The 25,268-nt window shown below is 25.8% G+C and carries 24 protein-coding genes; 9 read left to right on the top strand and 15 right to left on the bottom strand.

Going from position 1 to position 25,268, the window contains the following annotated elements; translation table 4 throughout:
• Positions 1-38 precede the first annotated feature (38 nt).
• The 15 genes from mnmA to MYE_RS01430 all read right to left on the bottom strand — a co-directional run bounded on the left by mnmA (position 39) and on the right by MYE_RS01430 (position 17,751).
• A complete protein-coding gene (mnmA, locus tag MYE_RS01500) occupies positions 39-1,163 on the bottom strand; it encodes a tRNA 2-thiouridine(34) synthase MnmA (protein ID WP_042733244.1) in 1,125 nt (374 codons plus the stop codon).
• A gap of 97 nt (positions 1,164-1,260) precedes the next feature.
• Complete coding sequence (locus MYE_RS01495) at positions 1,261-2,682, bottom strand: MFS transporter (protein WP_236681623.1); 1,422 nt, start codon at positions 2,680-2,682, stop codon at positions 1,261-1,263.
• Positions 2,682-3,641 (bottom strand): DHH family phosphoesterase, encoded by a 960-nt coding sequence (locus MYE_RS01490; protein ID WP_004427068.1) that lies wholly within the window; start codon positions 3,639-3,641, stop codon positions 2,682-2,684. Before MYE_RS01490 ends, MYE_RS01495 begins: the two co-directional genes overlap by 1 nt.
• A 132-nt stretch (positions 3,642-3,773) precedes the next feature.
• Positions 3,774-4,904: a molecular chaperone DnaJ gene (dnaJ, locus tag MYE_RS01485; RefSeq protein WP_042733243.1), complete on the bottom strand. Its 1,131-nt coding sequence runs from the start codon at positions 4,902-4,904 to the stop codon at positions 3,774-3,776.
• Positions 4,905-4,976: 72 nt separating this feature from the next.
• Positions 4,977-6,746, bottom strand: coding sequence for a molecular chaperone DnaK (dnaK, locus tag MYE_RS01480; RefSeq protein ID WP_042733242.1), 1,770 nt, complete (start codon positions 6,744-6,746; stop codon positions 4,977-4,979).
• 56 nt (positions 6,747-6,802) lie between these two features.
• Entirely contained in the window at positions 6,803-7,366 is a 564-nt protein-coding gene (locus MYE_RS01475; RefSeq protein ID WP_004427080.1) for a nucleotide exchange factor GrpE, read from the bottom strand.
• Positions 7,353-8,390 (bottom strand): heat-inducible transcriptional repressor HrcA, encoded by a 1,038-nt coding sequence (gene hrcA / locus MYE_RS01470; RefSeq protein WP_042733241.1) that lies wholly within the window; start codon positions 8,388-8,390, stop codon positions 7,353-7,355. Before hrcA ends, MYE_RS01475 begins: the two co-directional genes overlap by 14 nt.
• A gap of 12 nt (positions 8,391-8,402) precedes the next feature.
• Positions 8,403-10,541, bottom strand: coding sequence for an ATP-dependent Clp protease ATP-binding subunit (locus tag MYE_RS01465; RefSeq protein ID WP_052491394.1), 2,139 nt, complete (start codon positions 10,539-10,541; stop codon positions 8,403-8,405).
• A gap of 147 nt (positions 10,542-10,688) precedes the next feature.
• Positions 10,689-11,354 carry a LemA family protein gene (locus MYE_RS01460; protein ID WP_042733240.1) on the bottom strand — a complete coding sequence of 222 codons (666 nt, stop codon included), beginning with the start codon at positions 11,352-11,354 and terminating at the stop codon, positions 10,689-10,691.
• Between the two features lie 42 nt (positions 11,355-11,396).
• A complete protein-coding gene (locus MYE_RS01455) occupies positions 11,397-13,133 on the bottom strand; it encodes an MAG1210 family protein (protein ID WP_042733239.1) in 1,737 nt (578 codons plus the stop codon).
• Between the two features lie 15 nt (positions 13,134-13,148).
• A complete protein-coding gene (locus tag MYE_RS01450) occupies positions 13,149-14,000 on the bottom strand; it encodes a Cof-type HAD-IIB family hydrolase (RefSeq protein ID WP_042733238.1) in 852 nt (283 codons plus the stop codon).
• Positions 14,000-14,548 carry a tRNA (cytidine(34)-2'-O)-methyltransferase gene (locus MYE_RS01445; RefSeq protein ID WP_042733237.1) on the bottom strand — a complete coding sequence of 183 codons (549 nt, stop codon included), beginning with the start codon at positions 14,546-14,548 and terminating at the stop codon, positions 14,000-14,002. Before MYE_RS01445 ends, MYE_RS01450 begins: the two co-directional genes overlap by 1 nt.
• Before the next feature lie 9 nt (positions 14,549-14,557).
• A complete protein-coding gene (gene rdgB / locus MYE_RS01440; protein WP_042733236.1) occupies positions 14,558-15,157 on the bottom strand; it encodes an RdgB/HAM1 family non-canonical purine NTP pyrophosphatase in 600 nt (199 codons plus the stop codon).
• Between the two features lie 153 nt (positions 15,158-15,310).
• Positions 15,311-16,594 (bottom strand): ATP-binding protein, encoded by a 1,284-nt coding sequence (locus MYE_RS01435; RefSeq protein ID WP_042733235.1) that lies wholly within the window; start codon positions 16,592-16,594, stop codon positions 15,311-15,313.
• A 212-nt stretch (positions 16,595-16,806) separates the two neighbouring features.
• On the bottom strand, positions 16,807-17,751 hold the full coding sequence (locus MYE_RS01430; protein WP_042733234.1) for an ECF transporter S component: 945 nt from the start codon (positions 17,749-17,751) through the stop codon (positions 16,807-16,809).
• A 163-nt stretch (positions 17,752-17,914) separates the two neighbouring features.
• Here MYE_RS01430 and MYE_RS01425 point away from each other — a divergent pair, with 163 nt between their 5' ends.
• The 9 genes from MYE_RS01425 (at position 17,915) to MYE_RS01385 (ending at position 25,214) form a co-directional block, all read left to right on the top strand.
• Positions 17,915-18,478, top strand: a complete 564-nt coding sequence (locus MYE_RS01425) for an inorganic diphosphatase (RefSeq protein WP_004427103.1) — start codon at positions 17,915-17,917, stop codon at positions 18,476-18,478.
• 108 nt (positions 18,479-18,586) lie between these two features.
• Positions 18,587-20,104, top strand: coding sequence for an MFS cation transporter (locus MYE_RS01420; protein WP_042733233.1), 1,518 nt, complete (start codon positions 18,587-18,589; stop codon positions 20,102-20,104).
• Position 20,105: 1 nt separating this feature from the next.
• Complete coding sequence (locus tag MYE_RS01415; protein ID WP_042733232.1) at positions 20,106-20,675, top strand: hypothetical protein; 570 nt, start codon at positions 20,106-20,108, stop codon at positions 20,673-20,675.
• A 12-nt stretch (positions 20,676-20,687) separates the two neighbouring features.
• Positions 20,688-21,527: a hypothetical protein gene (locus MYE_RS01410; protein WP_042733231.1), complete on the top strand. Its 840-nt coding sequence runs from the start codon at positions 20,688-20,690 to the stop codon at positions 21,525-21,527.
• A 13-nt stretch (positions 21,528-21,540) separates the two neighbouring features.
• On the top strand, positions 21,541-22,383 hold the full coding sequence (locus tag MYE_RS01405) for a segregation and condensation protein A (protein WP_042733230.1): 843 nt from the start codon (positions 21,541-21,543) through the stop codon (positions 22,381-22,383).
• Positions 22,373-22,987 carry an SMC-Scp complex subunit ScpB gene (gene scpB / locus MYE_RS01400; RefSeq protein WP_042733229.1) on the top strand — a complete coding sequence of 205 codons (615 nt, stop codon included), beginning with the start codon at positions 22,373-22,375 and terminating at the stop codon, positions 22,985-22,987. The genes MYE_RS01405 and scpB overlap by 11 nt, the downstream gene beginning before the upstream one ends.
• 78 nt (positions 22,988-23,065) lie before the next feature.
• The gene (locus MYE_RS01395; protein ID WP_004427112.1) at positions 23,066-23,818 is read left to right on the top strand and encodes a pseudouridine synthase; all 753 of its coding nucleotides are present in this window, start codon (positions 23,066-23,068) and stop codon (positions 23,816-23,818) included.
• A gap of 44 nt (positions 23,819-23,862) precedes the next feature.
• Entirely contained in the window at positions 23,863-24,498 is a 636-nt protein-coding gene (locus MYE_RS01390; protein ID WP_042733228.1) for a deoxynucleoside kinase, read from the top strand.
• 2 nt (positions 24,499-24,500) lie between these two features.
• Positions 24,501-25,214, top strand: a complete 714-nt coding sequence (locus MYE_RS01385; protein ID WP_004427117.1) for a YebC/PmpR family DNA-binding transcriptional regulator — start codon at positions 24,501-24,503, stop codon at positions 25,212-25,214.
• Positions 25,215-25,268: the final 54 nt, after the last annotated feature.

The following is a 25,268-nucleotide window of genomic DNA, read 5'->3' as shown; positions in this document are numbered from 1 at the left end:
CCTCTTTCAACTAATATATATTATAAATTATTTTTTAATTATTGACTAACTTTATCAATAACTCCTCCACCTAAACAAATGTCATTTAAATAAAACACAGCTTCTTGACCTGGAGTTACTGCTTTTAAAGGAGTTTTAAATGTTATGTGATAATCATTATCTTTAATATGTTTTAATTCAACTTCACTATCAGGTTGACGATATCTAAACTTAGCAGTACATTTAAAGTTATTAATATCATCAACATATTTGCTTATATCTAGTGTTCAATTTATTTCAGTAACTGTACAACTATTAGATAATAAATAACTTTCATCACTAAAAGGACAAACATAAATAATTTTTTTATCGATATCTTTTTTAGCTACATAATAAGGTTCTTTCATTCCACCTAAATTTAAACCTTTTCTCTGACCGATTGTATAATACATTACACCGATATGTTTTCCAACAACTTTATTAGTTTTAATATCAACAATATCACCAGGTTGATTAGCTATATAGTTTTGTAAAAAGTTTGTAAATTCTCTTTCACCAATAAAACAAATTCCAGTTGAATCTTTTTTATTAGCTGTAATTAAGTTTTGCTCTGAAGCTATTTTTCTAATTTCAGGTTTTGTTAAGTTGTATAAAGGAAATAGCGTTTTTGATAGTTGGTTTTGAGTTAATTGACATAAAAAGTATGTTTGATCTTTATTATCATCAATTGCTTTTATCATTTCATATTGATTAGTTTTTTGATTAAATCTGATTCCTGCATAATGACCCATAGCTATATAATCTGCTTTTAATTCGTTAATTGCATAATTTAAAAACTTATCAAATTTAATGTATTTATTACATAAAATATCTGGATTTGGTGTTCTTCCTTTTTGATACTCACTAATAAAATATTCAAAAACATGTTCTCAATATTCTTGAACAAAATCAATTCTATGTAATTTAATATTTAATTTATTTGCAACTTCTAAAGCATCTAAATAATCTTGTTCTTGAGGACAAACACTATCATTAATATTACTATTTCCTAAAACATCATTATTAGCAGCTGAATCTCAGTTTCTCATAAATAATCCTTCAACTTCATATCCTTGTTGAATTAATAAATATGCAGCAACAGATGAATCAACTCCACCACTTAAACCAACTATAACCTTTTTCATATAACTCCTTTTTTTCTAACTAATATTTTAACTTTTTAAAATAAAAAATAAAACTATTAATTAATAATAGCTTTATTCTTTTAATTTATTATAGTTTCTATTTTCCTGAAACTTTTTTATTTCACATAGGAACTAAACATAAACAAGCAACGATTCCTAATACGATCATTAATATGAACATTGTTTGGAATTGTGCTGCAGAACTAGTAGCTTTTTCTCCCGCTTTATCTCCTAAAATTCCTATACCGATAACAACTTTAGAAATTAAACTATCTGCAACAACATAACTTGTAATTCCTAATATTCCTGAAGAAGTAGAAACTACTCTATGATGTGAGAATTCACCAGCTAACATTCCAAAGAATGTTTGAGGAATAAATATAAACCCTCCTAAGAACATAGAAAACGCTAATAATGGAACTGTTTTTCCAGATTGTCAAACTCCAATAACAGCACAAGTTGCAATAGCAATAGATAAAATTATAACAGGAACGAATCTTTTGAAGAATCTATTTATTGTTAATCCTGCAACAAGTGTTATAACTGCTGCTCCATAATCCATCATTGAATAAATTAAACCAGCTTGTTTTTTGATATCAAAACTATGAACATCTTTTAAATATCTTAAAGTAAAGTCATTTAATCCTGATCTCATTGTATATGTACAAATATTTGCTATAACAAGTAATCAGATTCATTTGTTTTTTAATACATATTTAACAAAGAAATAACTAAATGGTTTGTTATCTTCTTCGCTAGCTACGTGTTCAGTTTTACCTATTAATTTTAAATTATAGTATTTGTCAAGTGGTGGTAATCCAACTTGTTCAGGTCTATCTTTTGCAAATATAACAATAATAACACCTACAACAATACTTAATATACTTGGTAATACGAAGTATCCAACAGTTCCTAATTTTTCACCAAAAATAGTAAATGATAAAGGAATTAATGAAACAGATAAAGCTCCTCCTAAGTTATGAGAAACGTTTCAGAATACCATTCTGTTTCTTCGACTGTTGTGGTTGAATCATTTATATAATAAACGAATTGCTGGTGTTGCTCCAAGGCTGTGAAGATATCCCATTAACACCATTAAGATACATGCCCCTACAACTGAAGCAGTCATATTAGCTTTTGAACTAAAGCTAACTCCGATTAAAATATTAACAATTCCTGCACCAACTAGTCCTAATCCTAATAATCAACGATTTGATTTAGTATCAGAAAGTGGTGAAGTTATGAACTTACATAATCCATATGCAATACCAAATGCTAATCCAACTATAGCAAATTGATCTTTAGTTATTATGTTATCTGCTTGAGCAATACTTCCTCAAATAGTTCATTGTTTTCTTGTGAAGTAATAAACCATGTAACCTAAAAAGGTCATAAGGAATGTCATGTTTTGATTATATGAATAATCTCTTTTAATCATAAAGTCATACATGTTTTCTTTAGTGATAGGTTCAGAGTGTTTTTCATTTAATCAATTGAACATATTTTTAAACTTGTTCACTATTTATCCTCCTTTTCTAAAATAGCATCTAAATCTTGAACAACTTGATCAGCAATATCAAAACTACTAATTTTAATTCCAGCAGCAGTTTTGTGTCCACCACCACCGTGTTTTTCAGCAACTTGATTGATTTGAATGTTTTGAGAACGTAGTTCAACTCTTATTAATCCATTTTCATATTCACAGAAGAATGCTCAAATTGGTCTGTCTTTAATATTACTTAATAAGTTAACATACTCATAAGCAACATAATCAGTGTCTAAACCGAGCTCTTTTAATTGTGAATATTTTAGATATAAATAACTAACTCCGTTCTTAGTTGTTTTATAGTTTGAATAAACATAACTAGTTAATTTCAAATCAGTTTCAGTTTTTTGATACATAGTTTGATATAGTTCACTTAAATCAAAACCTTGTTCTAATAAGAAACCTGCTAATCTAAATGTTCTTGGTTTTGGATAACGTAACATAAATCTATTAGAATCAGTTACTATTCCATGATAAATTATTCTTGCAGTGTCAGCATCAATTTTTAATTCTGGATTTTGATAAATAATATCAGCTAACATTTCTGAAGTTGCACAATAATCAGGATCAACTCACATTACATCACCATAAACATCTCTATTTGGGTGGTGATCAATTTTAACAATTGTTTTTCCTAAGTGTCAACGTGGTTCATCAATTCTTGGTCTATTGGCTGTATCACCAATAATCACTAAGCTATTTTTAAACTCCTCATCGCTAACTTCGTCAAAATCACTACCAATAAAATCTAAATATTTAGTAGGATTTCCTGTAATTTTTACTGTTTTTTCTGGTCAATTTAACTTAATAAGATTTCTTAAACCAAATTGAAATCCATAAGCATCTCCATCAGCAGTAACGTGTCTTAAAAGTATAATTGAATCATTTTCTTTAATTAGATCCAATATTTTTTTTACAGCTATTTTATCCATAGATTTTCTCCTTATATCCAATCTTTTTTAATATCGATCAATATTTTTTTTAGATTCTATATATTAGCTATCCTTTGTTATTATATTTTAAAAAGAAAAACATGTAAACTAGTTTTTGTTTACATGTTCATTTTATTCAACTATGTTTTTAGGTTCAAAGTTTGAATTTTCAGATAATGCTTGAATTAACTCTTTTTCTTTATTAGATAGATTTCTAGGAACGGCAATATTTATTTCAATAAATAGATCTCCTCTTTTATCTCTATTAACTTGTTTATATAAACCTTTATTTGAAATCTTAATTGTTTCTTTTGAACTAATTCCTTTTGGTAATTTAACTTTAACATCACCATCTAAAGTTTTAATAGTAATTTCATTTCCTAAAATAGCATCGATATAAGATACATTTCAAATCATTTTAAGATCATAATCATTTATAATTTCATAAACTTTAGATTCTTTTAATAATAGATCGATATATATATCTCCATTAGGTCCACCATTTAATGAAGCGTGAGCTTTGTTAGCCATTTTGATTTGTTGACCAGGCATCACACCTTTAGGGATATTAACTTCAATTTTTTGTTTAGCAAAATAATGACCTTTACCGCGACAATCTTTACATTTATTTTTAATGATTTTACCAACACCATCACAATCAGGACAAACTGCACTTTGTTGGAATTGAATCATTCCTAAATTTCTTTGAATGTTAACATGACCTGTTCCAAAACATTTACTACATTTAGTTATATCATCTTTTGATTTAGCTCCAGTTGCATCACATGTTTTACAACTAGTTAATAATTGAGCTTCAATAATTTTTTCTGCACCAAATAATAATTCTTTAAAAGTTAAAAAGATATTAACTTTTATGCTTTCACCTTTTGTTACTCTTTGTGAATTTGAGCGAGAATTTGATCCGAAAAAGTCACCAAATATATCTCCAAAAAATGATGAACCTCCAGTTGATGAACGCATTTGACTAAAGATATCTTCAAATCCACCAAAACCACCGAATCCACCAAATCCAGAATTTTGATCAAAAGCAGCATGACCGAATTGATCATATCTAGCACGTTTATCTTTATCAGTTAAAACTTCAGCTGCTTCATTAATTTCTTTGAATTTTTCTTCAGCATCAGGTGATTTATTAAGATCAGGGTGATATTTTTTAGCAAGCTTACGGTAAGCTTTTTTAATTTCATCTTCACTTGCAGTTTTTGAAACACCTAAAACTTCATAGTAATCTCTTTTTGCCATATTTTCTCTCTTTCTGATTTATGCAATAAAACAAACTAACACATGTTAGTTTGTCATATTTAAAATTTATAATTATTGATTTTGGTTTGGATCTTGGTTTGTATCTTGACCTTGTTGTTTTGCAAATTCAGCAGCAGCTGCCATTGCTTGTTCTAATTCAGTCATTTTTTGTTCTAAAGCAGCGTAATCTTCATTTTTAACTAATTCTTTAATTTCTGCAACCATTTTTTCTGATTGTTCTTTTTGTTCTGGTGAAACTTTATCTCCAGCTTCTTTAATTGAAGATTCAATTACATTAATATAACTTTCTGCTTTGTGTTTTAATTCGATGTTTTTCTTTTTAATTTCATCAGTTGCTGCATTTTCTTCAGCTTCTTTTACCATTCTGTTGATTTCTTCATCACTTAAGTTTCCTGAGTTTGAAATTGTAATAGATTTTTCTTCATTTGTTTGTTTATCTTTTGCTGATACACTTACAATACCATTAGCATCTATTTTAAATGTAACTTCAATTTGAGGAACACCTTTTGGTGCTGGTTGAATTCCTGTTAATTGGAATTGTCCTAGTGATTTGTTATCTGCAGCCATTGGTCTTTCACCTTGTAAAATGTTAATGTCAACAGCTGGTTGGTTATCTACTGCAGTTGAGAAAATTTGTGATTTTTCAGTTGGAATTGTAGTGTTTCTGTCAATTAATTTAGTCATAATTCCACCCATTGTTTCAATACCTAATGATAATGGAGTAACGTCTAATAATAACACATCAGTAACATCACCAGCTAACACAGCTCCTTGAATAGCAGCACCCATTGCAACAACTTCATCTGGATTAATTGTTCTGTTTGGTTCTTTATTTAATAAACTTTTTACTAAATCTTGAACAGCTGGAATTCTTGTTGATCCACCAACTAATAACACTTCATCAATATCTTTTGCAGTTAATTTAGCTTCACGTAAAGCATCTTGAACTGGTTGAGAAGTCATATCAACTAAATGTTTAGTAATTTTGTTAAATTCATTTCTTGTTAAACTTGTAGCAAATGAAATTGGTCCATTTTCATTCATTGCGATAAATGGTAAGTTAATTTCAACTTCTAATTGACTTGATAAGTTAATTTTTGCTTTTTCTGCTTCATCTTTTAATCTTTGACGAGCCATTTTATCATTTGATAAATCAACTGAGTGTTCAGCTTTAATTTTTTCTAATAATCAATTAATAATAGCTTCATCAAAATTATCTCCACCTAGTTTGTTGTTTCCACTAGTTGATAAAACTTCAAAAGTACCGTCAGCAATTTCTAGAATAGAAACGTCAAATGTTCCTCCTCCTAAGTCATAAACTAAAACTTTTTCTTCTTTATCTGCTTTATCTAAACCATAAGCTAAAGCTGCAGCAGTTGGTTCGTTAATAATTCTTTCAACTTCTAATCCTGCAATTTTACCTGCGTCTTTTGTAGCTTTTCTTTGAGCATCATTAAAGTATGCTGGAACAGTAATAACTGCTTTTGTAACTTTTTGTCCTAATTTAGCTTCAGCATAATTTTTCATGTATCTTAAGATTTCAGCTGAAATTTGTTCTGGAGTATAATCTTTATTTTCTAAGTTAATTTTTGAGTTTGTTCCCATTTTTGATTTAACTGATTGAACAACGTTTGGGTTAGTAATAGCTTGACGTTTAGCAGCTCCACCAACAATAATATCTGAATTTTTAAATGCAACTACACTAGCAGTAGTTCTTTGTCCTTCAGGGTTTTCTAAAATAATAGGTTGTCCACCTTCTAAAACTGAAACAACAGAGTTAGTTGTTCCTAAATCAATACCAATAATTTTTTCTTTAGCCATAATTTTCATATCTCCTTAATGTTTTTAGTGTTTTTTATCTTTAATGTTTTAATTTATTATTTAGCTACTTTAACAAGTGCGTAACTTAACACTCTATCATGAATCATATATCCTTCACTTAAAACAGCAACAATTCTATTTGATTCAAATTCAGTATTTTCTACTACTTCAGTTGCTTCTTGTTTTGTTGAATCAAACATTTCTCCAACTTGAGTATTCATTGGTTTAATATTATTTGATTCAAGTGATTGAACTAATTGATTTGAAATCATTTCAAATCCCATAACATACGGTTTAACAGCATCATTATTAATTGGTGAATTAATAACTTTTTTTAATAATTCAATTGGTTGAATCATATCTTTAGCTAATTTTGATGCACCATATTTTTTAATTTCTAATTCTTTTTGATTATATTTTTTAGTTAGATTTGCAATATCAGCAACATTTAGTTGTTTTGTATAATCTATTTCTTCTTTTAGTTTTTTATTTTCTTCAACTAATTCATCATTTTTAGATTTAATACTTTTGATGTATTCATTAACTTTATCAGCTTGTTCTTTAGTTAGAGAATCTAATATTTTTAATATTTCATCATTTTTAGATTTATGTTTTGCCATAATCCAAATCCTTTCCTTCTAAAATCTCAATGATTAAATTCATCAACCTGTTAACTTGAGAATAATCAATTCTTTTTGGTCCTATCAAAGTTAGTACAGTAGAATTTTCTCCTACTTTTAACTCAGTTCCTACCATAGCAATATCATCAATATTTTCATTAATTTCATTACCTATTTTTGTTGAAATTTTATTTAAACTTTTATTTGATTCATATGCTATATCAAATCATTGAAATGGAGTAATCTCTTCCATTAATTTTACAGCTTTTTTTAGTTTTTCAGTATCACTAAATTCAGGATTTTCTAACATGTATCTCATTCCATGAATTTCTTTTTGATCTGTTTTAGAATCTAAAATTGTACTTATAAATGTATTTAAAACATAATCATATTGTTTAATACTTAATGCAAGTTGTTCTTTTAATTTATCAATATGTTCATTTAATTGATCTAAACTAACTTCTAATAAAGAATCTGAAAATAATTTAATAGCAATTTGAAGATCTTCTAAACTAATATCATTTAAATTAAATACTTTATTTTGAACTGATCCATCAGAAAATATAAATACAACATTAGCAATTTGATCTGAAATAATAATTAGATCTATTTTTTTAAGTTTAATATCTTTAAAATTAGTTTTTTTAACAACAACTGCAGTCATTTTAGTAATTTCACTAATTATTTCGCTGGCATAATTTATAGTTTTATCTACATTATAATTACGAAGTTCAAATATTTGTTGAAGATATTTTTTTAAATCCTTATCTTCATTGTTATTAAATTTCATAATATTATCTACATAAAATCTATAACCTTTAGTAGAAGGGGTTCTTCCACTTGAAGTGTGTTGTTTTTCTAAATATCCTAATTCTTCTAAAACAACTGATTCACTTCTAATTGTTGCTGATGAAACTTTGATATCTAATAATTCTAAGATTCTTTTTGATCCAACGGGTTGATTAGTTTTAATGAATTCTTTGACAATCGCTTCTAATATTTTTATTTGTCTTTCTTTTAACATAACTGATCCTAACTAATTTATTTGTTGTTTTTCTAAAACAAATTCATTTTCTTTAACATCAATTGTATATCTTATATTTTCTTGGATTGTCTGACTGATGATTGCATGAGCTAATAAAGTTTCAACATTTTTTTCTATATATCTTTTAATAGGACGTGCACCAAATTGTCTGTCATAACCTTCTCTTATAATCTTATCTTTAGCAGCTTCTGAAAAATTAATGTAATAGCTTTGATCTTTTATTAATCTTTCTGATAATTCATTTAAAACTTTGTCTACAATTTCACTAATTGTATTTTCTGATAATGCATTGAAAAATATTATATTATCAATTCTGTTTAAAAATTCAGGTTTAAAGTTTTTGTTTAATTCATCTTGAATTGTTGTAAATGTTGCTGGTTCTAAATTTGTTGCAGCTAGTATTTGTTCGCTACCGATATTTGAAGTCATTACAATAATTGTGTTTTTAAAATCAATAGTTTTTCCTAGTGAATCAGTCAATCTTCCATCATCTAAAATTTGAAGTAATATGTTAAATACATCAGGATGAGCTTTTTCAATTTCATCAAATAGAATTATTGAATAAGGATTTCTTCTAACTTGTTCAGTTAATCTTCCACCTTCTTCATAACCAACATAACCAGGAGGAGCACCGATTAATTTAGCAACTGAATGTTTTTCCATATATTCACTCATATCAAGTCTAATCATTTTTTTAGGTGAGTTGAATAGAATTTCAGCAAGACTTCTTGCAACTTCTGTTTTTCCTACTCCAGTTGGTCCTAAAAATAGAAAGCTTCCAATTGGTTTTTCAGGATCTTTGATTCCACTTCTGCTTCTTATAATTGCATTAGTTACAGCTTTAATAGCTTCATCTTGACCTTTAACTCTAACTTTTAATAATTTATCTAAATTTAATAATTTTTCTTTTTCTGATGAAATCAATCTATCAACTGGAATACCTGTTGATTTTGCAACAACTTGAGCAATATCTTTTTCACTTACTTCTTCAGATATTATTCTGTCAGATGAATCGTTTTCATAACTTGATAATTGTTTTTCAAGTGATGGTAGTAGTGAGTATTGAATTTCTCCTGCACGTTGATAATTTCCATCACTTTGAACTCTTTCTAGTTCTTGTTTTAAACTTTCAATAGTTGATTTTAAAGAATTAATTTTATTTAGATATTCTTTTTCTTTTAATCATTTTTCATTTAAAGAGGTTTGTTGTTTTTTAAGAGATTCAAGTTCTTTAACTGCTTCAGCTAATCTTTCTTTTGATTTATCATCTTTTTCTTTTTCTAACGCAGATTTTTCAATTTCAAGTTGCATAACTTTTCTATTAACTTGATCTAGTTCAATTGGAACACTTGCTAGTTCGGTTTTAATTGAAGCAGAAGCTTCATCAACTAAATCAATTGCTTTATCTGGTAAGAATCTATCAGTTACATATCTACTTGATAATTTAGTAGCAGCTACTAGTGCATTATCGTGAATTCTAACTCCATGATATGTTTCAAATCTTTCTTTTAGTCCACGTAATATAGAAATTGTTTCATCAATAGTTGGTTCATTTACTAAAACTCTTTGAAATCTTCTTTCTAAAGCAGCATCTTTTTCAATGTATTCTCTATATTCATTTAAAGTAGTTGCTCCAATCGCTCTTAATTCACCTCTAGCTAGTGCTGGTTTTAATAAGTTAGAAACATCCATTCCACCACCAGATCCAGTTCTTCCGGCTCCAACGATTAAATGTAATTCATCTATAAATAAAATAATTTCACCATTAGATTTTTCAATTTCTTTAACAATGGCTTTAACACGTGATTCATAATCACCCATATACATTGCTCCGGCCATTAAACTTCCCATATCTAATTCTAAAATTCTTTTATTTTTTAATAGATCAGGTACATCTTGTTTTACAATACGTTGAGCCAATCCTTCAACAACAGCAGTTTTACCAACTCCTGGTTCACCGATTAAAACTGGATTATTTTTTGTTTTACGAGAAAGAATTTGAATAAGTCTTGATATTTCTTCTTCTCGCCCAATAACGGGATCTAATTTTCCATCCTTAGCATTTTTAGTTAAATCTCTAGTATATTTTTTTAAAGCATCAGTTACAGTTCCTTTTTCTTGAAATTCCATAAAACTACACCCCTTTTTTAAATACAAATTATTCAACTACAATTATTGTATCACTATTTTTAGCAATTCAACAATGAGAGTGCTAATTTTTAAAAAACTTGTGTTTGGGTGAAAAATAAAAAAGTTGAACTTTTAAGTTCAACTTAATTAAACAAAGAAATCTTGTTTTGCTTGTTGTTTAATTTCGCTTGTTGTAGCAAAAGGAATTTTTGTTGTATATCCTAATTTAGCAGCAACCATTTGTTTTGCAGGTCATTCATTAATTGCTCTATTTCATTGATTAATTGAATCATTATATATGTCGCGAGTTGCAGTAATTTCTTTTTGTAAATATATATTTTGTTGCATAGCTTCTCTAACTGATTTGTGAGATTGTAGTTCAGGATAATTTTCAAATTGAAGTTGTAATCCTCTAATAGTACGATCTACATCTTGTAAAACTTCAGTTCTTGATTGTTTAGATAAATCAATTCCGCTTCTATAAGCAGCAACTGATTTCATAATGTCTTTATCTAGATCGATTGATTTAGATAATAAACTTGCTAAGTTTTTCATAACTTGAACTCTTTGTTCTAAATAGTTATCAACTTGTGAAGCGTTTGCTTGAATTTTTTGTTCTAATTGTGCTAAATAATTTCTAGCTTTAACTTTTCTATATTGGAAAATTAAACCAGGAATAATTAATATTCATAATAAAATTTCAAATATTTTTGATCCAACTCCAATTGTGATAGGAAGTTGTTTATTAATAACATTAATTTCACGTCCACCTTCAAAAACAGGACCATTAATTTCATCTAATTGATTTGCCATTTGTTTATCTCCTTTTTAATATCCTTTTATAAATATTATACTTTAATCTACAAATTCAACAATTGCTAGATCAGTTATAGTTTGACGTTCATTTAATTTTGAACCAACATTTTCATATCAATCTTGATCGATACTAAATTCTTTGAATGGAGTTATTTTTACATGATTTAAATTGTTGTATTCAACATATTCATCTCAAGGAACTGGAACGCTATGTAAATTACCATCTCTTCCTCATACTGGAACAAAATCGACTCTTTGAACTATGTCATATCCTTTTGATACAACTTGTGCGATTTTAGTTTTTTCATCAAATGATTGAACATATAGTAATGAAGTTGTTTTAACTTGTTTATGTTCAAATAAAGAGCTAGGTAACATTGATAATTGTGCTTCAATTTCAGGTTTACTTAATACTGTTTTTACTGATTCTTTTTTATTTTCACTATCAATGCTATTTAAAGTTGGTATAGCAAAATATGGAGCAAAAATTGAATACATGTTTAAGAAATATCATTTATTAGTTTGAATAAAATGTTCTTTAATTTCATCATAACTATATGATTCAATGCTTGGATAAATATCATTCATTTCAAATTCTATTAATTCATTTGAAGTTATTGAAAGACTCTTGTTTTGTTTTATCATATCAAAATTATCTCCAAAACTAGCTTTATTATCTTCAATTAAACGAACAAGATTTTCTTGAGCAAGTGGGGTGAATAATAAACGGAATTCTCTATCATCATTTCTATCAAATGCTCCAAAATAAGCTTCAAATTTTGTATTTGTTAATGGAGAGAAGTTAAGGTTTTTCTCAGCATATTTATATAGACTTTTTTCAATCTTTTTAGCATATTTTTCTTTTTGTTTTTGACTACATTGATTTAATCCAGCACCAGTTCTTGTGAAGTTTAAGTTAGGTGCAAGTTCAATACCAAATGTTAAATAAGATGAATCATGTCTTACAGGAAGAGGTTTTACAACACTAGCAACTAAAGTTTGAGTTTTAGTAACTGTTTTATCACCTTGAGTTTCTTGTCAAGAAATTGTTAGAGTTCCAAAATATTCTTTAGGTTCTATTACAAATTTAGAACTACTAGATAAAATAAACGGATTATTGTAAACTGATCCTGATTTTAAAGCTGTACACGATAATTCTTTATCATAATAATAATTAATAGGTTTGTATTTCTTTTTAAAGTTATCTAATGCTTTTTGTCCTAAAAATCTATTAAATTTAATTAAAGGCATAGTTTCTGAAAAGATTTTTTCTTTAGTACCATGACTAATTAAACTTATAAGATTTCGTGTTTGATCATAACCTTTTTTTAATTCTTTTTTAAATGTTTTATTAGCATTAGAAACAATGCTATCAATTTCTTTTCTCTTTTTTCTAGTTCATAAAACTTGTATTAATAGAAATGCTGTTGCAATTATACTTGATATAACCGTACAAATTATTGCAGTTGGTTTTTCATTGTTTTTCATTTCTTGTGAACTAGTTAAAGCTCAAATGAAAAATGCAAATATTAAAGTAGAAACCACTATAACTATTATGTTAATTATTGATCATATTTTTACTCTTTTTAAAACTTTATTTGATCTATCTAATTTGTGTTTAGCTTCGTTAATCTTTTTAACTTGGCTACGATTTTTTTCAATATTAATTTCTGATTGTTCTGTAAATTCTTGAAAATATTTTTCAATGATTTCTTCGTTTTTATGTAAATAACTTTCAAATTCTTGAACCGGATCTAAAATCATGTCATTATTCATTTTTTATTTCCTTTCTTAGCTATTTAATATATTTTCAAGCTCTTTTCCTACACCGTTGTTTTCAACTGTATCACAAACTTTATAAGCTACTTGTTTTAATTTATCAACACCATTAGCTGTTGCATAACCTCTATCGACACCACTAACCATTTCAATATCATTATGATTATCACCAAAAGTAATTACTTTTTTATAATCTATATTATTTAATTCTGATCATTTTTGTAAACCAGTTAGTTTGTTAACACCTTTTTTCATAATGTTAAACATTGTTGGAAGTGATTGAACTAAATCAAATTTATCTAAATATTTATCAAATAATTTAATTTTATCTTGAACTTGATCACCTTCAACTCCAGACACATTAACTAACAATTGCACAACTTTAATTTCTTCAGATCTAATTTTTTCTGATAGTTCTAATAATGTATCGAATTTTTTAATTGTTCAACGATATTTTTTTCTAATGTTTAACATATATTTTTCTCAAACTTTAATTCTTTTAGATTGATCAGTTCCTAACATCATACCAGGAGCATAACAAGCAACATCAATTTGATTTTCATGACACAATTTAATAATATCTGCTGTTAATGAGCTATCTAAATACTCGGCAAATAAAACTTCATTAGTTTTTAAATTAGTAATTAAAGCACCATTACAAGCAATAATTGGTAATTTTACTTTTAATTGTTTTGCTATTTTTTTATTACATACATCTAATCGACCAGTACAAAAACTGAACTTATTATTTGTTTTCTTTTGATATTTTTTAATTGATTTAATTGTAGCTTTAGAGATATTTAAATTTTTATCAGAAATAGTTCCATCTAAATCACTTAAAACGTAAAAATAATTTTTTTCCATTAATCTTCAATTCCCTTTCATGCATCAGACATAATATAGTCTTTTCCTTTTTGAACTTCATGCTTAACTAAATCTAAATAATCTCATTGTCTTAAAACTTCATAACTTGCAATACCAACAGTATTTGCTATATTAATACTTCTAGCTTCAGCAACCATAGGAATTCTAAAAGTAGTATCAAAATTATCTTTAATAATTTGTTTTGAAATTCCAGTTGATTCTCTACCAAACATTAAAAATACATCATCATTAACTTTTGTAAAATCAAAATCTGAAATTGGTTTTTGACCATATCTAGATAAACAATATAGTTTAATACCAGGATTTTTAGTTTTAAAATCTTGTCAGTCATCATATCTAGTACAATCAACAAATTTAAACTCGTTTGCACTAGGACGTGATAAATGTCTTTCATCAAAAATAAATCCTAAAGGTTCGATTATATGTAATTTAGCGTTAATAGCAACACAAGTTCTCATAATTGCTCCAACATTTTGAGCAATTTCTGGTTCGTATAAAACAATGTTTAACTTTCTTTTATCTGTCATAATTTCTCCTTAATACTTATTTATAAAATCACTAAATTGATTAATAGCTTGTCTTCTTGCTGAGTTTTGATTCTTTTCTTCACTTGTCATTTGTGAATAAGTTTTGTTGCTATTTTTAGGAACAAATACATAATCATATCCAAATCCAAATTCTGTAATTCTTACATCATCTGAAATATAACCATCAACAATTCCTTTAAATACAACTTGTTTATCATTAACTGCATCATAAAAACCGATTGTAGTTATCATTTTTGCTTTTCTTTGATCTTGAGTTTTATAATCTTTTAATTTATCTAATAACATATGACAAATTTGACTATATTCAGTTACAGGATAAGCTCATCTTTTTGAATAAATTCCAGGAAAATTATCTAATATATTAACACATATTCCAGAATCATCACCAATTGCAATTCCATTAATATATTTAGCTAAATCTTTTGCTTTTATTAATGCATTTTCTTCAAATGTAGTTCCGTTTTCTTCAATGTCATTATATTCTGGTAAATCTAATAAAGTTTTAACAGTTCAATCTTTTAAAATTGCTTGATATTCTCTTGCTTTATTTTTATTATTTGTTGCAACTCATATTATTTTTTTATCCATAATTCTCCCTTGTTTATAAATATATACAAATATATTTTAAACAAAAATCACACTTAACTATATAACTTTTTTAACTACATTAAAAATATTTAATACTCAAGATAAAATACCATAAAAACACTAAATAAAAAGAGTGATAATCACTCTTAATGTTTAATCTTTTAAAGCGTTAATTGGTACTATTACAATTCCATCTTCTCTTTTATAAACAGCATTTCCAATACCTACTATAATACATTTTAAAATTGGAGGTTTATTGTTATTTTCTTCGATCTTTTTAACTGCTTTATTTAATGATTTTGCAGCTTGTTCAATTTGAGCTGATGATAGTTTAATTTCAATTGCACATCAATTTCCATTATCAAGTTCAATCACAGCATCAATTTCATTATTATCATAATCTCTGTAGTGAAACACTTTAGCTTGTAGCGCTTGAGCATAAACTCTTAAATCTCTTATAACTAATGATTCAAATAAAAGACCAAATAGTCTAATATCATTTACCAATTTTTCAACTGTAACATTTAATAAAGCACAAGCTAGAGAAGGATCGCAAAAACGTTTCTTTTCTGAAATCATCACTCTTTTTGATGATCTTAAATTAGTTGCATAAGGTTCTTGATTATTAAAAATAAACATTCTATTTAAAACATCAATATATTTATTAATTGTTGGGCGAGAAATTGTTTCACTGTCATTTGCTGAAATGTCTTTTATAATAGTTTCTTCTGATACAAGTGTTGCTTCATTTCTTGCGAGAGATTTTAAAATTAATTTGATTTTTAATGGATCATATCTTGAATTGTCTATTTCTTTAATTGATTCATTTAAAATAGTTTCAATATATGAGTTAGGTAATAAATGACAATCAGAAACTGGTGTTTCAATATTTTTGGGTCATCCACCTCTAACTATTAAATAAGCTAATTGTTCAAAAGTTAAAGGTTCAACTAACTGTTCATTTACTTTTTGATCACATAAATCCTTTAATGAAACTATTCCTAATGATTCTTGTGATTCATATAAAGACATTGTTTCCATTCTAACTTTTACAATTCGTCCAGCTCCAGAGTGTAATACTCCTTTATACTTTGGAGTTGATGAGCCAGTTAAAATAAACAATCCATTTTTATTTTTTCAATCAACTTCTCATCTAACTGCATCTCAAATTGAAGGAACTTCTTGTCATTCATCAATAAGTCTTGGATATTGTCCATTTAAAATAATTTTCGGATTAACTAAAGCAAGTTGTCTATTAGAAAAATTATCAGAAGGATCTCCTACAAAAAAAGCGCTTTTTGATAAATAATATGAGGTTGAAGTTTTACCACATCATTTAGGTCCTTCGATACAAATTGCACCAGCTACATTAAGATATTTGTCTATTACTTTTTCGATGATTCTTGATTTATAGTTCTCAAATAATTTATTGTTCATATTAAACCTCTTTTAAACAAAAATATTCCTATTTATAAAAATTTTACAATATTTAAGGAAATTTTTTTACAATTTTTAAGAAAAAAACTTTACAATATTTAGTAAATTTTTTTTACAATATTTCGTAATGATTAATAAATCGTTTTTTAACTATTCTATTATTTTGCTTAGAAATAGACATAAAAAAAATGAAAAATGCCAGTGGCATTTTTCTATCTATATCTATGATTAATTGGTCTCATTCTTCATTCAATAACTGCAAATAATGACATTGAAATAGTATATCTTAAACAGTTTCACCCAAATACAGCTAGAGAAGTATATAAGTTTAATTTATCATAATTTAATTTATTTTCATCATCATGATCATGACCAGCATGTCCTAAAATAAATTGAGTTGTTGAGCTTAAAATTTGAGCATGTTTATGATCGTGATTATGTCCAGCGGGTGGTAGTCATCCTGAGTTTGGATTAATTGCCAAAACTTTAGCTTGAATGTATAATGCTAAAACAAATCCTAAAGTAACTATTGTTGCAAAAATAACAATCATAATTGGAATAGGAGTTCAACGTTTAAAGTTTGCTAGTTTAATATTTTCATCACGGTGAATTGGTGAATTTCTAAAAATTAAATTAAAAATTATAAATACTAATCAAACTATAATTACATATTCAATTGATTGAATTGGAGGTTGTATTCAACCGTGTTCTCCTCCGTGAATTGCATTATGCATAATTGGAGCAATAAAACCTATTACTGAAGAAAATAACGGTCCTAAAACAGCAATTGAAATCATTACAACTGTAATATCTAAAAATCTTGTTTCAATTCAAACTTGATCTCCATTAACTGGTATATGAATAGATTCAGCTAAAATATCTAAACCACTAACTGCTGCAGTTAAAGCTAAAAATACTCCTGTTAATACTATTTTAAAAATTAAATTCTTTTTAGTAAGTCTAAATACACTTTTTAGTTCAAAATCAGCTGAAGTTACATCATCATGATTTCCATACTCATCAAAGTGATGAATTCCGTGATAGTGATCTTTATCTTGATTTTCGTGTTGCTCGTGATAGAAATGATCATCTAATACAGCTTCAGCTTTATTAACTAACTCATCTATTTGTTGGTTTTCTGATTTTTTCTGAGCCATAATTATCCCTTCTCTATATTATTTATAAAAATTATAAAATAATTATACACGTTTTTTCTTTTTTTATAAAAATTATAAATATTTCAAATAAATAAAAATAGATAATGCTTAAGATATAATTTAATATAAAATTATAAATAGAATTAAACAAGGAGAATATTATATGTCAAAAAATAACGTTATTGATATGGTTGTTGAAATTCCTAAAGGTTCATCAAATAAATATGAAGTTGATGAAAAAACTGGAAGAATTAAATTAGACAGAGTATTATATGGAGCTAACTTCTATCCAGGTGAATATGGAATGATCGAAAACACTTTAGATTGAGATGGAGATCCATTAGATGTTATTAGTTTATGTACTTATCCAACATTACCAGGTGTTGAAGTAAGTGTTAGAATTTTAGGATCAATTAAAATGATTGATGCTGGAGAAATTGATACTAAATTATTTGGTGTATTTAATGATGATCCAAGATTTAAAGAATATCAAACATTAAACGATGTTCCTAAACATTATCGTGATGAAATCGAAAACTTCTTCTTACAATACAAAGCTTTACAAAACAAAACTGTAAAAATCAATGGTTGAGGAAGTTTAGAAGAAGCTTTAGAAGAAGTAAAAGAATGTCAAGAAAGATACGAAGAATACAAAGATCGTTTAGCTAAAGGGCAAAAAGATGAAATTTTAGCTGAATGAAAAGAAAAAGGTCTAGGACAAGCTTAATAAAAAATGAGTTTAGTATTAACTAGACTCATTTTTAATTAGTAATGCTAAAAATGATAAATAAAATTATTTATAATAATATATAGTAAGTAGAATTTGGTGAGAATCATGACTAACTTAAGATGAGATTTATACATCGTTAATCCAATAATTATCATTATAGGTTTAGTTTTAGCACAATTAATATCTCATAAAAATAAAACATCTAGAAAAAAGAGATTGTTTTTTATTGAAATGGGTTTATTTTGAGTTGCTATTACTTTTTTAATAAAAATAAATTCAGATGCTTTTAATGCGTTAAATAATTCAGCTTCAGCTTTACCTACTTCAGTTTTAGTATTATTTGCTTTTATTGGAAGTTATATTTTATTTGCTGCATTACTTAATCCAGTTGCAGTTAGATGAACTTTTTGATTAAGACAAAGAAGAATTTGAATATGAATTTCTAATGCAGCTTGTTTTTTTGCTACTTTAACAGGTTTTTTAATCTCAACTCCAAATCCTTTTAATGTTATTATTCTTTCTATTTTAGTAGGAGTTGCAATATCATCTAAAACAATTTACTTTTTATTTTGTAATGAACAATATCATGAAAGATTATTTCCAATAATTACTTCAATAAAATGTGGTATGGTAATTACTTTTGCTTCATTTATTGGAACTGAAATTTATTCATTAATCATAGCTAAAACAAATACTTTTAATGCTTATGGAACAACTTCATTATTTATAATTGGTTTAATTTGTATAATTTTATCTTTTGCTATTTCATTAATGTTAAAAGAAAGAAGACAAAATGTTCAAAAACACGATGATGAAATATTAGAATCAGTTCAAAAAGTAAATAAAAAAGTTATTATTTGATTAATGATAATTTCATTTTTAATCGGTATTATTAGTGCTTTAATTAAAACACCTTTATTTGAAATGTATATTGTTGCAGTCACCAAACTAGAATATAAAGATAATGCTAATTCATTAATCTTTTTAAAAACTTATAATTTATTCTTTCTTTTAGGTCAGATTGTTTTAGCTTATATTTTCTACAAGTTCATAATTATAAAAATAGGTATTATTAAATCAATTTCATTGTTAACTGCATTTTTAATGATAGGAGTAGTTTTAATTACTTTTGTTCATAATATTTATTTAATTCTTTCTTTAACTTTCTTATTTGGATTAATGTTATTTGTAACTTTTTATATTTGATTTGGAATTGCTTTAATGTGAAACTATCGTGTAAAAAGATCTCCTATTATAGGAATTTATACAAGTTTAGAAGCAATAGGATTTTTAATTCCTTATATTATTGTTAATATTTTAAAAACTTATAACGTAGGATTATTTCAACTTTTTAAAGATTATGAAAGTATTTTTAAAGCAGATATCACTCAAGAAAAAATATTAAATAATCTTCAATCATTTTTATCACTTATAAATAATGCTTATTATGTTAACTGTTCATTATTATTTGTTTTTATGGGAATCTATTTAGTAATTGTAATTTGAATAGGTCCTAAAATAATTGCTGAATATAATGATTTAGATGGATTTAAAGTTAAGCTATTAACTATTACAAGAAAAAATACTGAATATAAAATGAATACTAGATTGGTAAGAGAATAATATGAAATTATTAAAACATCAAAATTTATTAAATATAGAAACTGAAAATATTAATTTTAAAATAGCTAAAGATTTTATTAATTATTGAAACAATAATCATCAGTTAAATTTAACAAATGATGAAATTGATTTTTTAATTCAAATTATTAAAGCAACAGCTAGTTTAAATAATAGAATCAGTGTTGATCAATCAGATTTATTTAGTATTTTACATACCAATATAAATGAACAATTCAAAACTAGTTTTTATCAAGCAATGGATTTTACAATGTTTAGAGAACTTAATTATTATTTAGAAGAAACTCAAATGTATAAAGAAAATATTGAACAATTATATTTAAAAAATGCTATTACAAATAATGAACTTGATCATTGTAATAAATTAATAAATTGAATAGATAAAAAAGTTGTAGAATTACAAAATTCAATTAATATAGTTTTAAATAATCAAAAATTAAAAGATTCAATTAACTATAATTTATTAACTGAGTTTTATGAAACTCAAATAGATGAAAAAATCAGAAGATTTAGATGATATCAAAACACTTTTATGATTGTTGTTGATTGTTAATGGAGAGTAAATATGACTAATCAAGATTTAGATTTAAACATTATTAAATTAAATAAATTAATTCAAATAGGAAAACAAGTAGTTGTAAGTGATCATCAATTAGAAGATATAACAAATTACACAATTAATCTAATTGATAAATTTTTATTAGAAAACGATCAAATAACTTATTATTTGAATAAAGATTTAAAAAATCAAAACCATCAATTAGATATCACTTTTTCTGATGAACAAAACAAATTAGATATTAATAAAATATATCAATTTATCTATTTATTAAAAAGTTTATTATCAATTTTATTGGCAAAAGACGCTTTTTGTAATTTAAATATTTTTACTCAAATTAAAGCTAATTTATTATTTTATATAAAACAAAGTTTAGAAAATAATTTGTATGATGCTAAAAGTGATTATTTTGATATTTGAGATAAAGAATATCACCAACAAATAACTATGTTTAATCATTTATATTCAAACTTTAATAAAATGATATTTAATGTTTTACACTTAAATTTAAAATATAATTTAAAACCAATTAATAAATTTCAAACCGATTATAATTTTAGTAAAGATTTTGTAAATTTAAGTTATGTTTTTTATAAAACACGTGGAACTATGAATAGAAGTAATGAGTTTTTTGATCTATTAGATAAATCACATATTTTTATTCTTTTAGATAAACTTAAAAATAACTTAGATAAATTTTATTCAACTAAACAACAAAGTTTAAATATTAGTATTCAAATACAAACTTTATTTATCATTATATGTAGAGTTATGTTACAAATTGAATTTGATTTTAAAGATAATGAAGAAATTAACAGATTAATAGAATTAAATGCTAATACTTAATTAGGAGGTTTATATGAAACGCTGAGATCAAGTTACTATAGATCAATTTTCAGGACCAATTGAGTTATTATGAACAATGATTAAAGATAAAAAAATCAGTATTGTTAAACTAAGTTTATTAGAAATAGTAGATCAATATTTAGATTATATTAAACAACAAAAAGAATTAGATATTGAAATAGCTAGTGAATATTTAACAATTGCAGCTCAATTAATTGAAATGAAATCACGTAAATTAATACCTGTAGTTGATGATGAACAAATTAGTCAAGATCATGATTTTGATGATTTAGTTGAACGTATTGAACAATATAATCAAATTAAAATAGCTACTGATTTTTTTATTCAAAGTCAAAATCAATATTTTGAAACATTATCTAAAAAAAGATCAAAACAAAACTTTGCAAAAGAAATCCAATTTCAATCAGATGAACTTTTATTAGATCCCTTAGATATTGATTTAGATAAATTTACTGAAATATTTAAATCAGTTATTAGTAAATCAAAAATAAATGAATATAATGAAGATTTTGATTTTGAAAATGAAATATATCAAACATTAACTACTCAAACAATATCACCTCAACAAATAGCATTAACAATTATTAATAAAATGAAAGCTAATAAAGTTAAAGAATGAACTTTATTTGAATTATTAGATGGTATTGGATTAAATATTAAAAATTTAGTTGCTTGTTTTTTAGCAGTTTTAGATTTAACAAGATATCAAATAATGAATATAAACCAACGTGATAATAATATTTTTGTAGAATTTAAAAGAGAAGTTATTGAAGATGAAACTATTATCAATAAACAACTAGAGCAATGAGAAAGTGAGAATAATCATGAATACTAATATTAAAGCTATTATTGAAGGATTATTATTTATATATGGTGATGATGGAATTTCTTTACTTGAAATTCAAGATGTATTAGACACAATAAAACCAAATGATATTAAACAAGCTATTATTGATTTAAATAAAAAATACCAAGCTGATGAGTCTTGTGCTTTATCAATTCAAGTATTTGGAAATAATAAATATCGTATGCAAACAAAACCTGAATTACACCAATATTTTGCTAAATTAGAAAAGCAAGAAAACAATAGAAAATTATCTCAATCAACAATTGAAGTTTTATCTATTATTGCATATAAAGGTCCAATTTCGAAATCTCAAATTGATTTTTTAAGAAATAGTGATTCAGCTTATCAAATGTATAAATTAAGAGAAAAGAAATTAATTAGAGTTGCTAAAAAAGATGAGCACACTCGTGCTAATTTATATACTATTACTGATAATTTCTTTAAAATCTTTAATCTACAAGGTGGAGTTGAAAGTTTACCAACTATTAGTGATGAAGAAATTGATAAATTAATTGAACAACAAGAAGTTGAACAAAAACAAGAAAATCAACATTTGTTTGATCAAGTTGAAGATTTTGATATTGAAGAGTAACTGATTATAAAATATAATAAATAAATTGATTACTGACAATTCAATAAGCTGAATTATTAGTTTAATAATGGAGGGAATATGAAAGAAAGATTACAAAAAGTAATTGCTTCTAGAGGTTATGCATCAAGACGAGCAGCTGAAAAACTAATAACTCAAGGAAGAGTTAAAGTTGATGGAATTGTTGTAACTGAATTAGGAACTAAAGTTGAACCTAATGCTAAAATAGAAATTAATAATAAAGAAGTTATTTCAGATTCAAATAATCAAAAATACTATTATTTATTTTATAAACCAAGACTTGTTTTAACTACAATGTATGATCCTAAAAAAAGAAAAACAGTTGCTGATTATTTTAAAGACTTAAATCATAGAGTTTATCCAATTGGAAGATTAGATTATGATGTTAGTGGTCTATTAATTATGACTAATGATGGAGAGATGTCTAATTTCATAATGCATCCAAGATATGAATTTTTTAAAACTTATCAAGGAATGTGTTCAGGTCAAGTTTCAAAAAAACAAGTTGCTCAACTAGTTAAAGGAGTAACTATTGATGAAAATTACTTCACTAAAGCAATTGATGCTAAATTATTAAAATACGATAAAGAAAAAAATATTTCTATTGTTGAATTAACAATTGCTGAAGGAAGAAAACATCACGTTAAAAAAATGTTTGAAGCTGGTGAAATGAATTTAGTTAAACTTATGAGAACTAAAATTGAGTTTTTAGAGATCGGTGATCTAAAACCAGGTGAGTATAGAGAGTTAAAACCTAATGAAGTTAAAAAACTTTATGGAGTTTATAAGTCAATTAAACAAAAAGATCGCTAATTAATCTATTACAATATAATTAATAACAACTTAGGAGGAAGACAATGAGAATAGCTATTTTTGGTACAGTTGGTGCTGGTAAATCTACAGTTTCAGCTGAAATTAGTAAAAGATTAGGATATGAAATCTTTCCAGAACCAATTGAAGAAAATCCTTATTTTGATGACTATTATAAAGATCTAAAAGCTACAGTTTTTAAAATGCAAATTTATATGTTAACTGCTAGATCAAAACAACTAAAACAAGCACATCAATTAAAAGATATAATTTTTGATAGAACTATTTTAGAAGATCCTATCTTTATGAAAGTTAACTATGATTTAGGTAATGTTAATGAAACTGATTATAAAACTTATATCGATTTTTATGACAATGTTGTTTTAGAAAATTTAAAACTTCCAGATGAAAGAGTAAAATTTGATATAGTAATTTATTTAAGAGTTTCAACTGAAACAGCAATAAGAAGAATTGCTCAAAGAGGAAGACCACAAGAGCTTTTAATTGATAATTCTTATTGAGAATTACTAAATAGAGATTATGAAGAATTCTATAATAAAAATGTTTATGATTTTCCTTTCTTTGTAGTTGATGCTGATGAAGAAGATATTAATAAAAAAATGGATATAATCATGGCTAAATTAGAAGAAGTGGAAAAAGAATTAAAAAGTAAAGGAAAATAATAATGGGAAGAGCACACGAAGTTAGAGCGGCCTCTATGGCAAAAACAGCTGCTAAAAAATCTGCAGCAAATGGACGTGCAGCAAAAGAAATTTACATGGCTGCAAAACAAGGTGGAACTGATCCTAATTCAAACTTAACATTACGTTCAGTTATTGATAAAGCTAAAGCAAATCAAATTCCAAGAGATGTAATTGAAAGAGCTATAAAAAGAGCAGCTGGTGGAGATGCAGAAAACTATGTTGCAAACAGATATGAAGGAATGGGTCCTGGTAATGTTGCAATTATTGTTGATGCATTAACAAGTAACGTTAACCGTGCTGCAGCTTCAATTAGAGAAGTATTTAACAAAAATAACGGAAATCCTGAAGGAAAGGTGAGTTTCTTATTTGAAGATGCTTCAATCTTTATGTTTAAAAATAAAACTGTTGAAGAAGTATTAGAAGGATTAATGCTAGCTGAAGTTGATGTTAATGATGTTGTAAGTGAAGATGGTGATGTTGTTGTTTATGCTCCATTTAAATCATTTGCAAGCGTTAAAAAGGCTTTAGATGAACTAGGTGTTGAAGAATATATTGTTGCTGAAACTAGAATGATTCCAACTGATGAAAGAATTGTTATTAGTGATGAAGAAATCAAAAAACAATTACAAACACTTTTAGATAAATTAGATGATTTAGAAGACGTTCAAAACGTTTATCATAATGCAGAATTATAATTTCAACCGAGATTAAAACTCGGTTTTTTATTATCTTTTAATAGAAATATTTTC

The sequence above is a fragment of the Mycoplasma yeatsii GM274B genome (assembly GCF_000875755.1).
GTDB classification, from domain to species: Bacteria; Bacillota_I; Bacilli_A; order Mycoplasmatales; family Mycoplasmataceae; genus Mycoplasma; species Mycoplasma yeatsii.
This window is presented reverse-complemented; position numbering and strand designations above follow the sequence as displayed.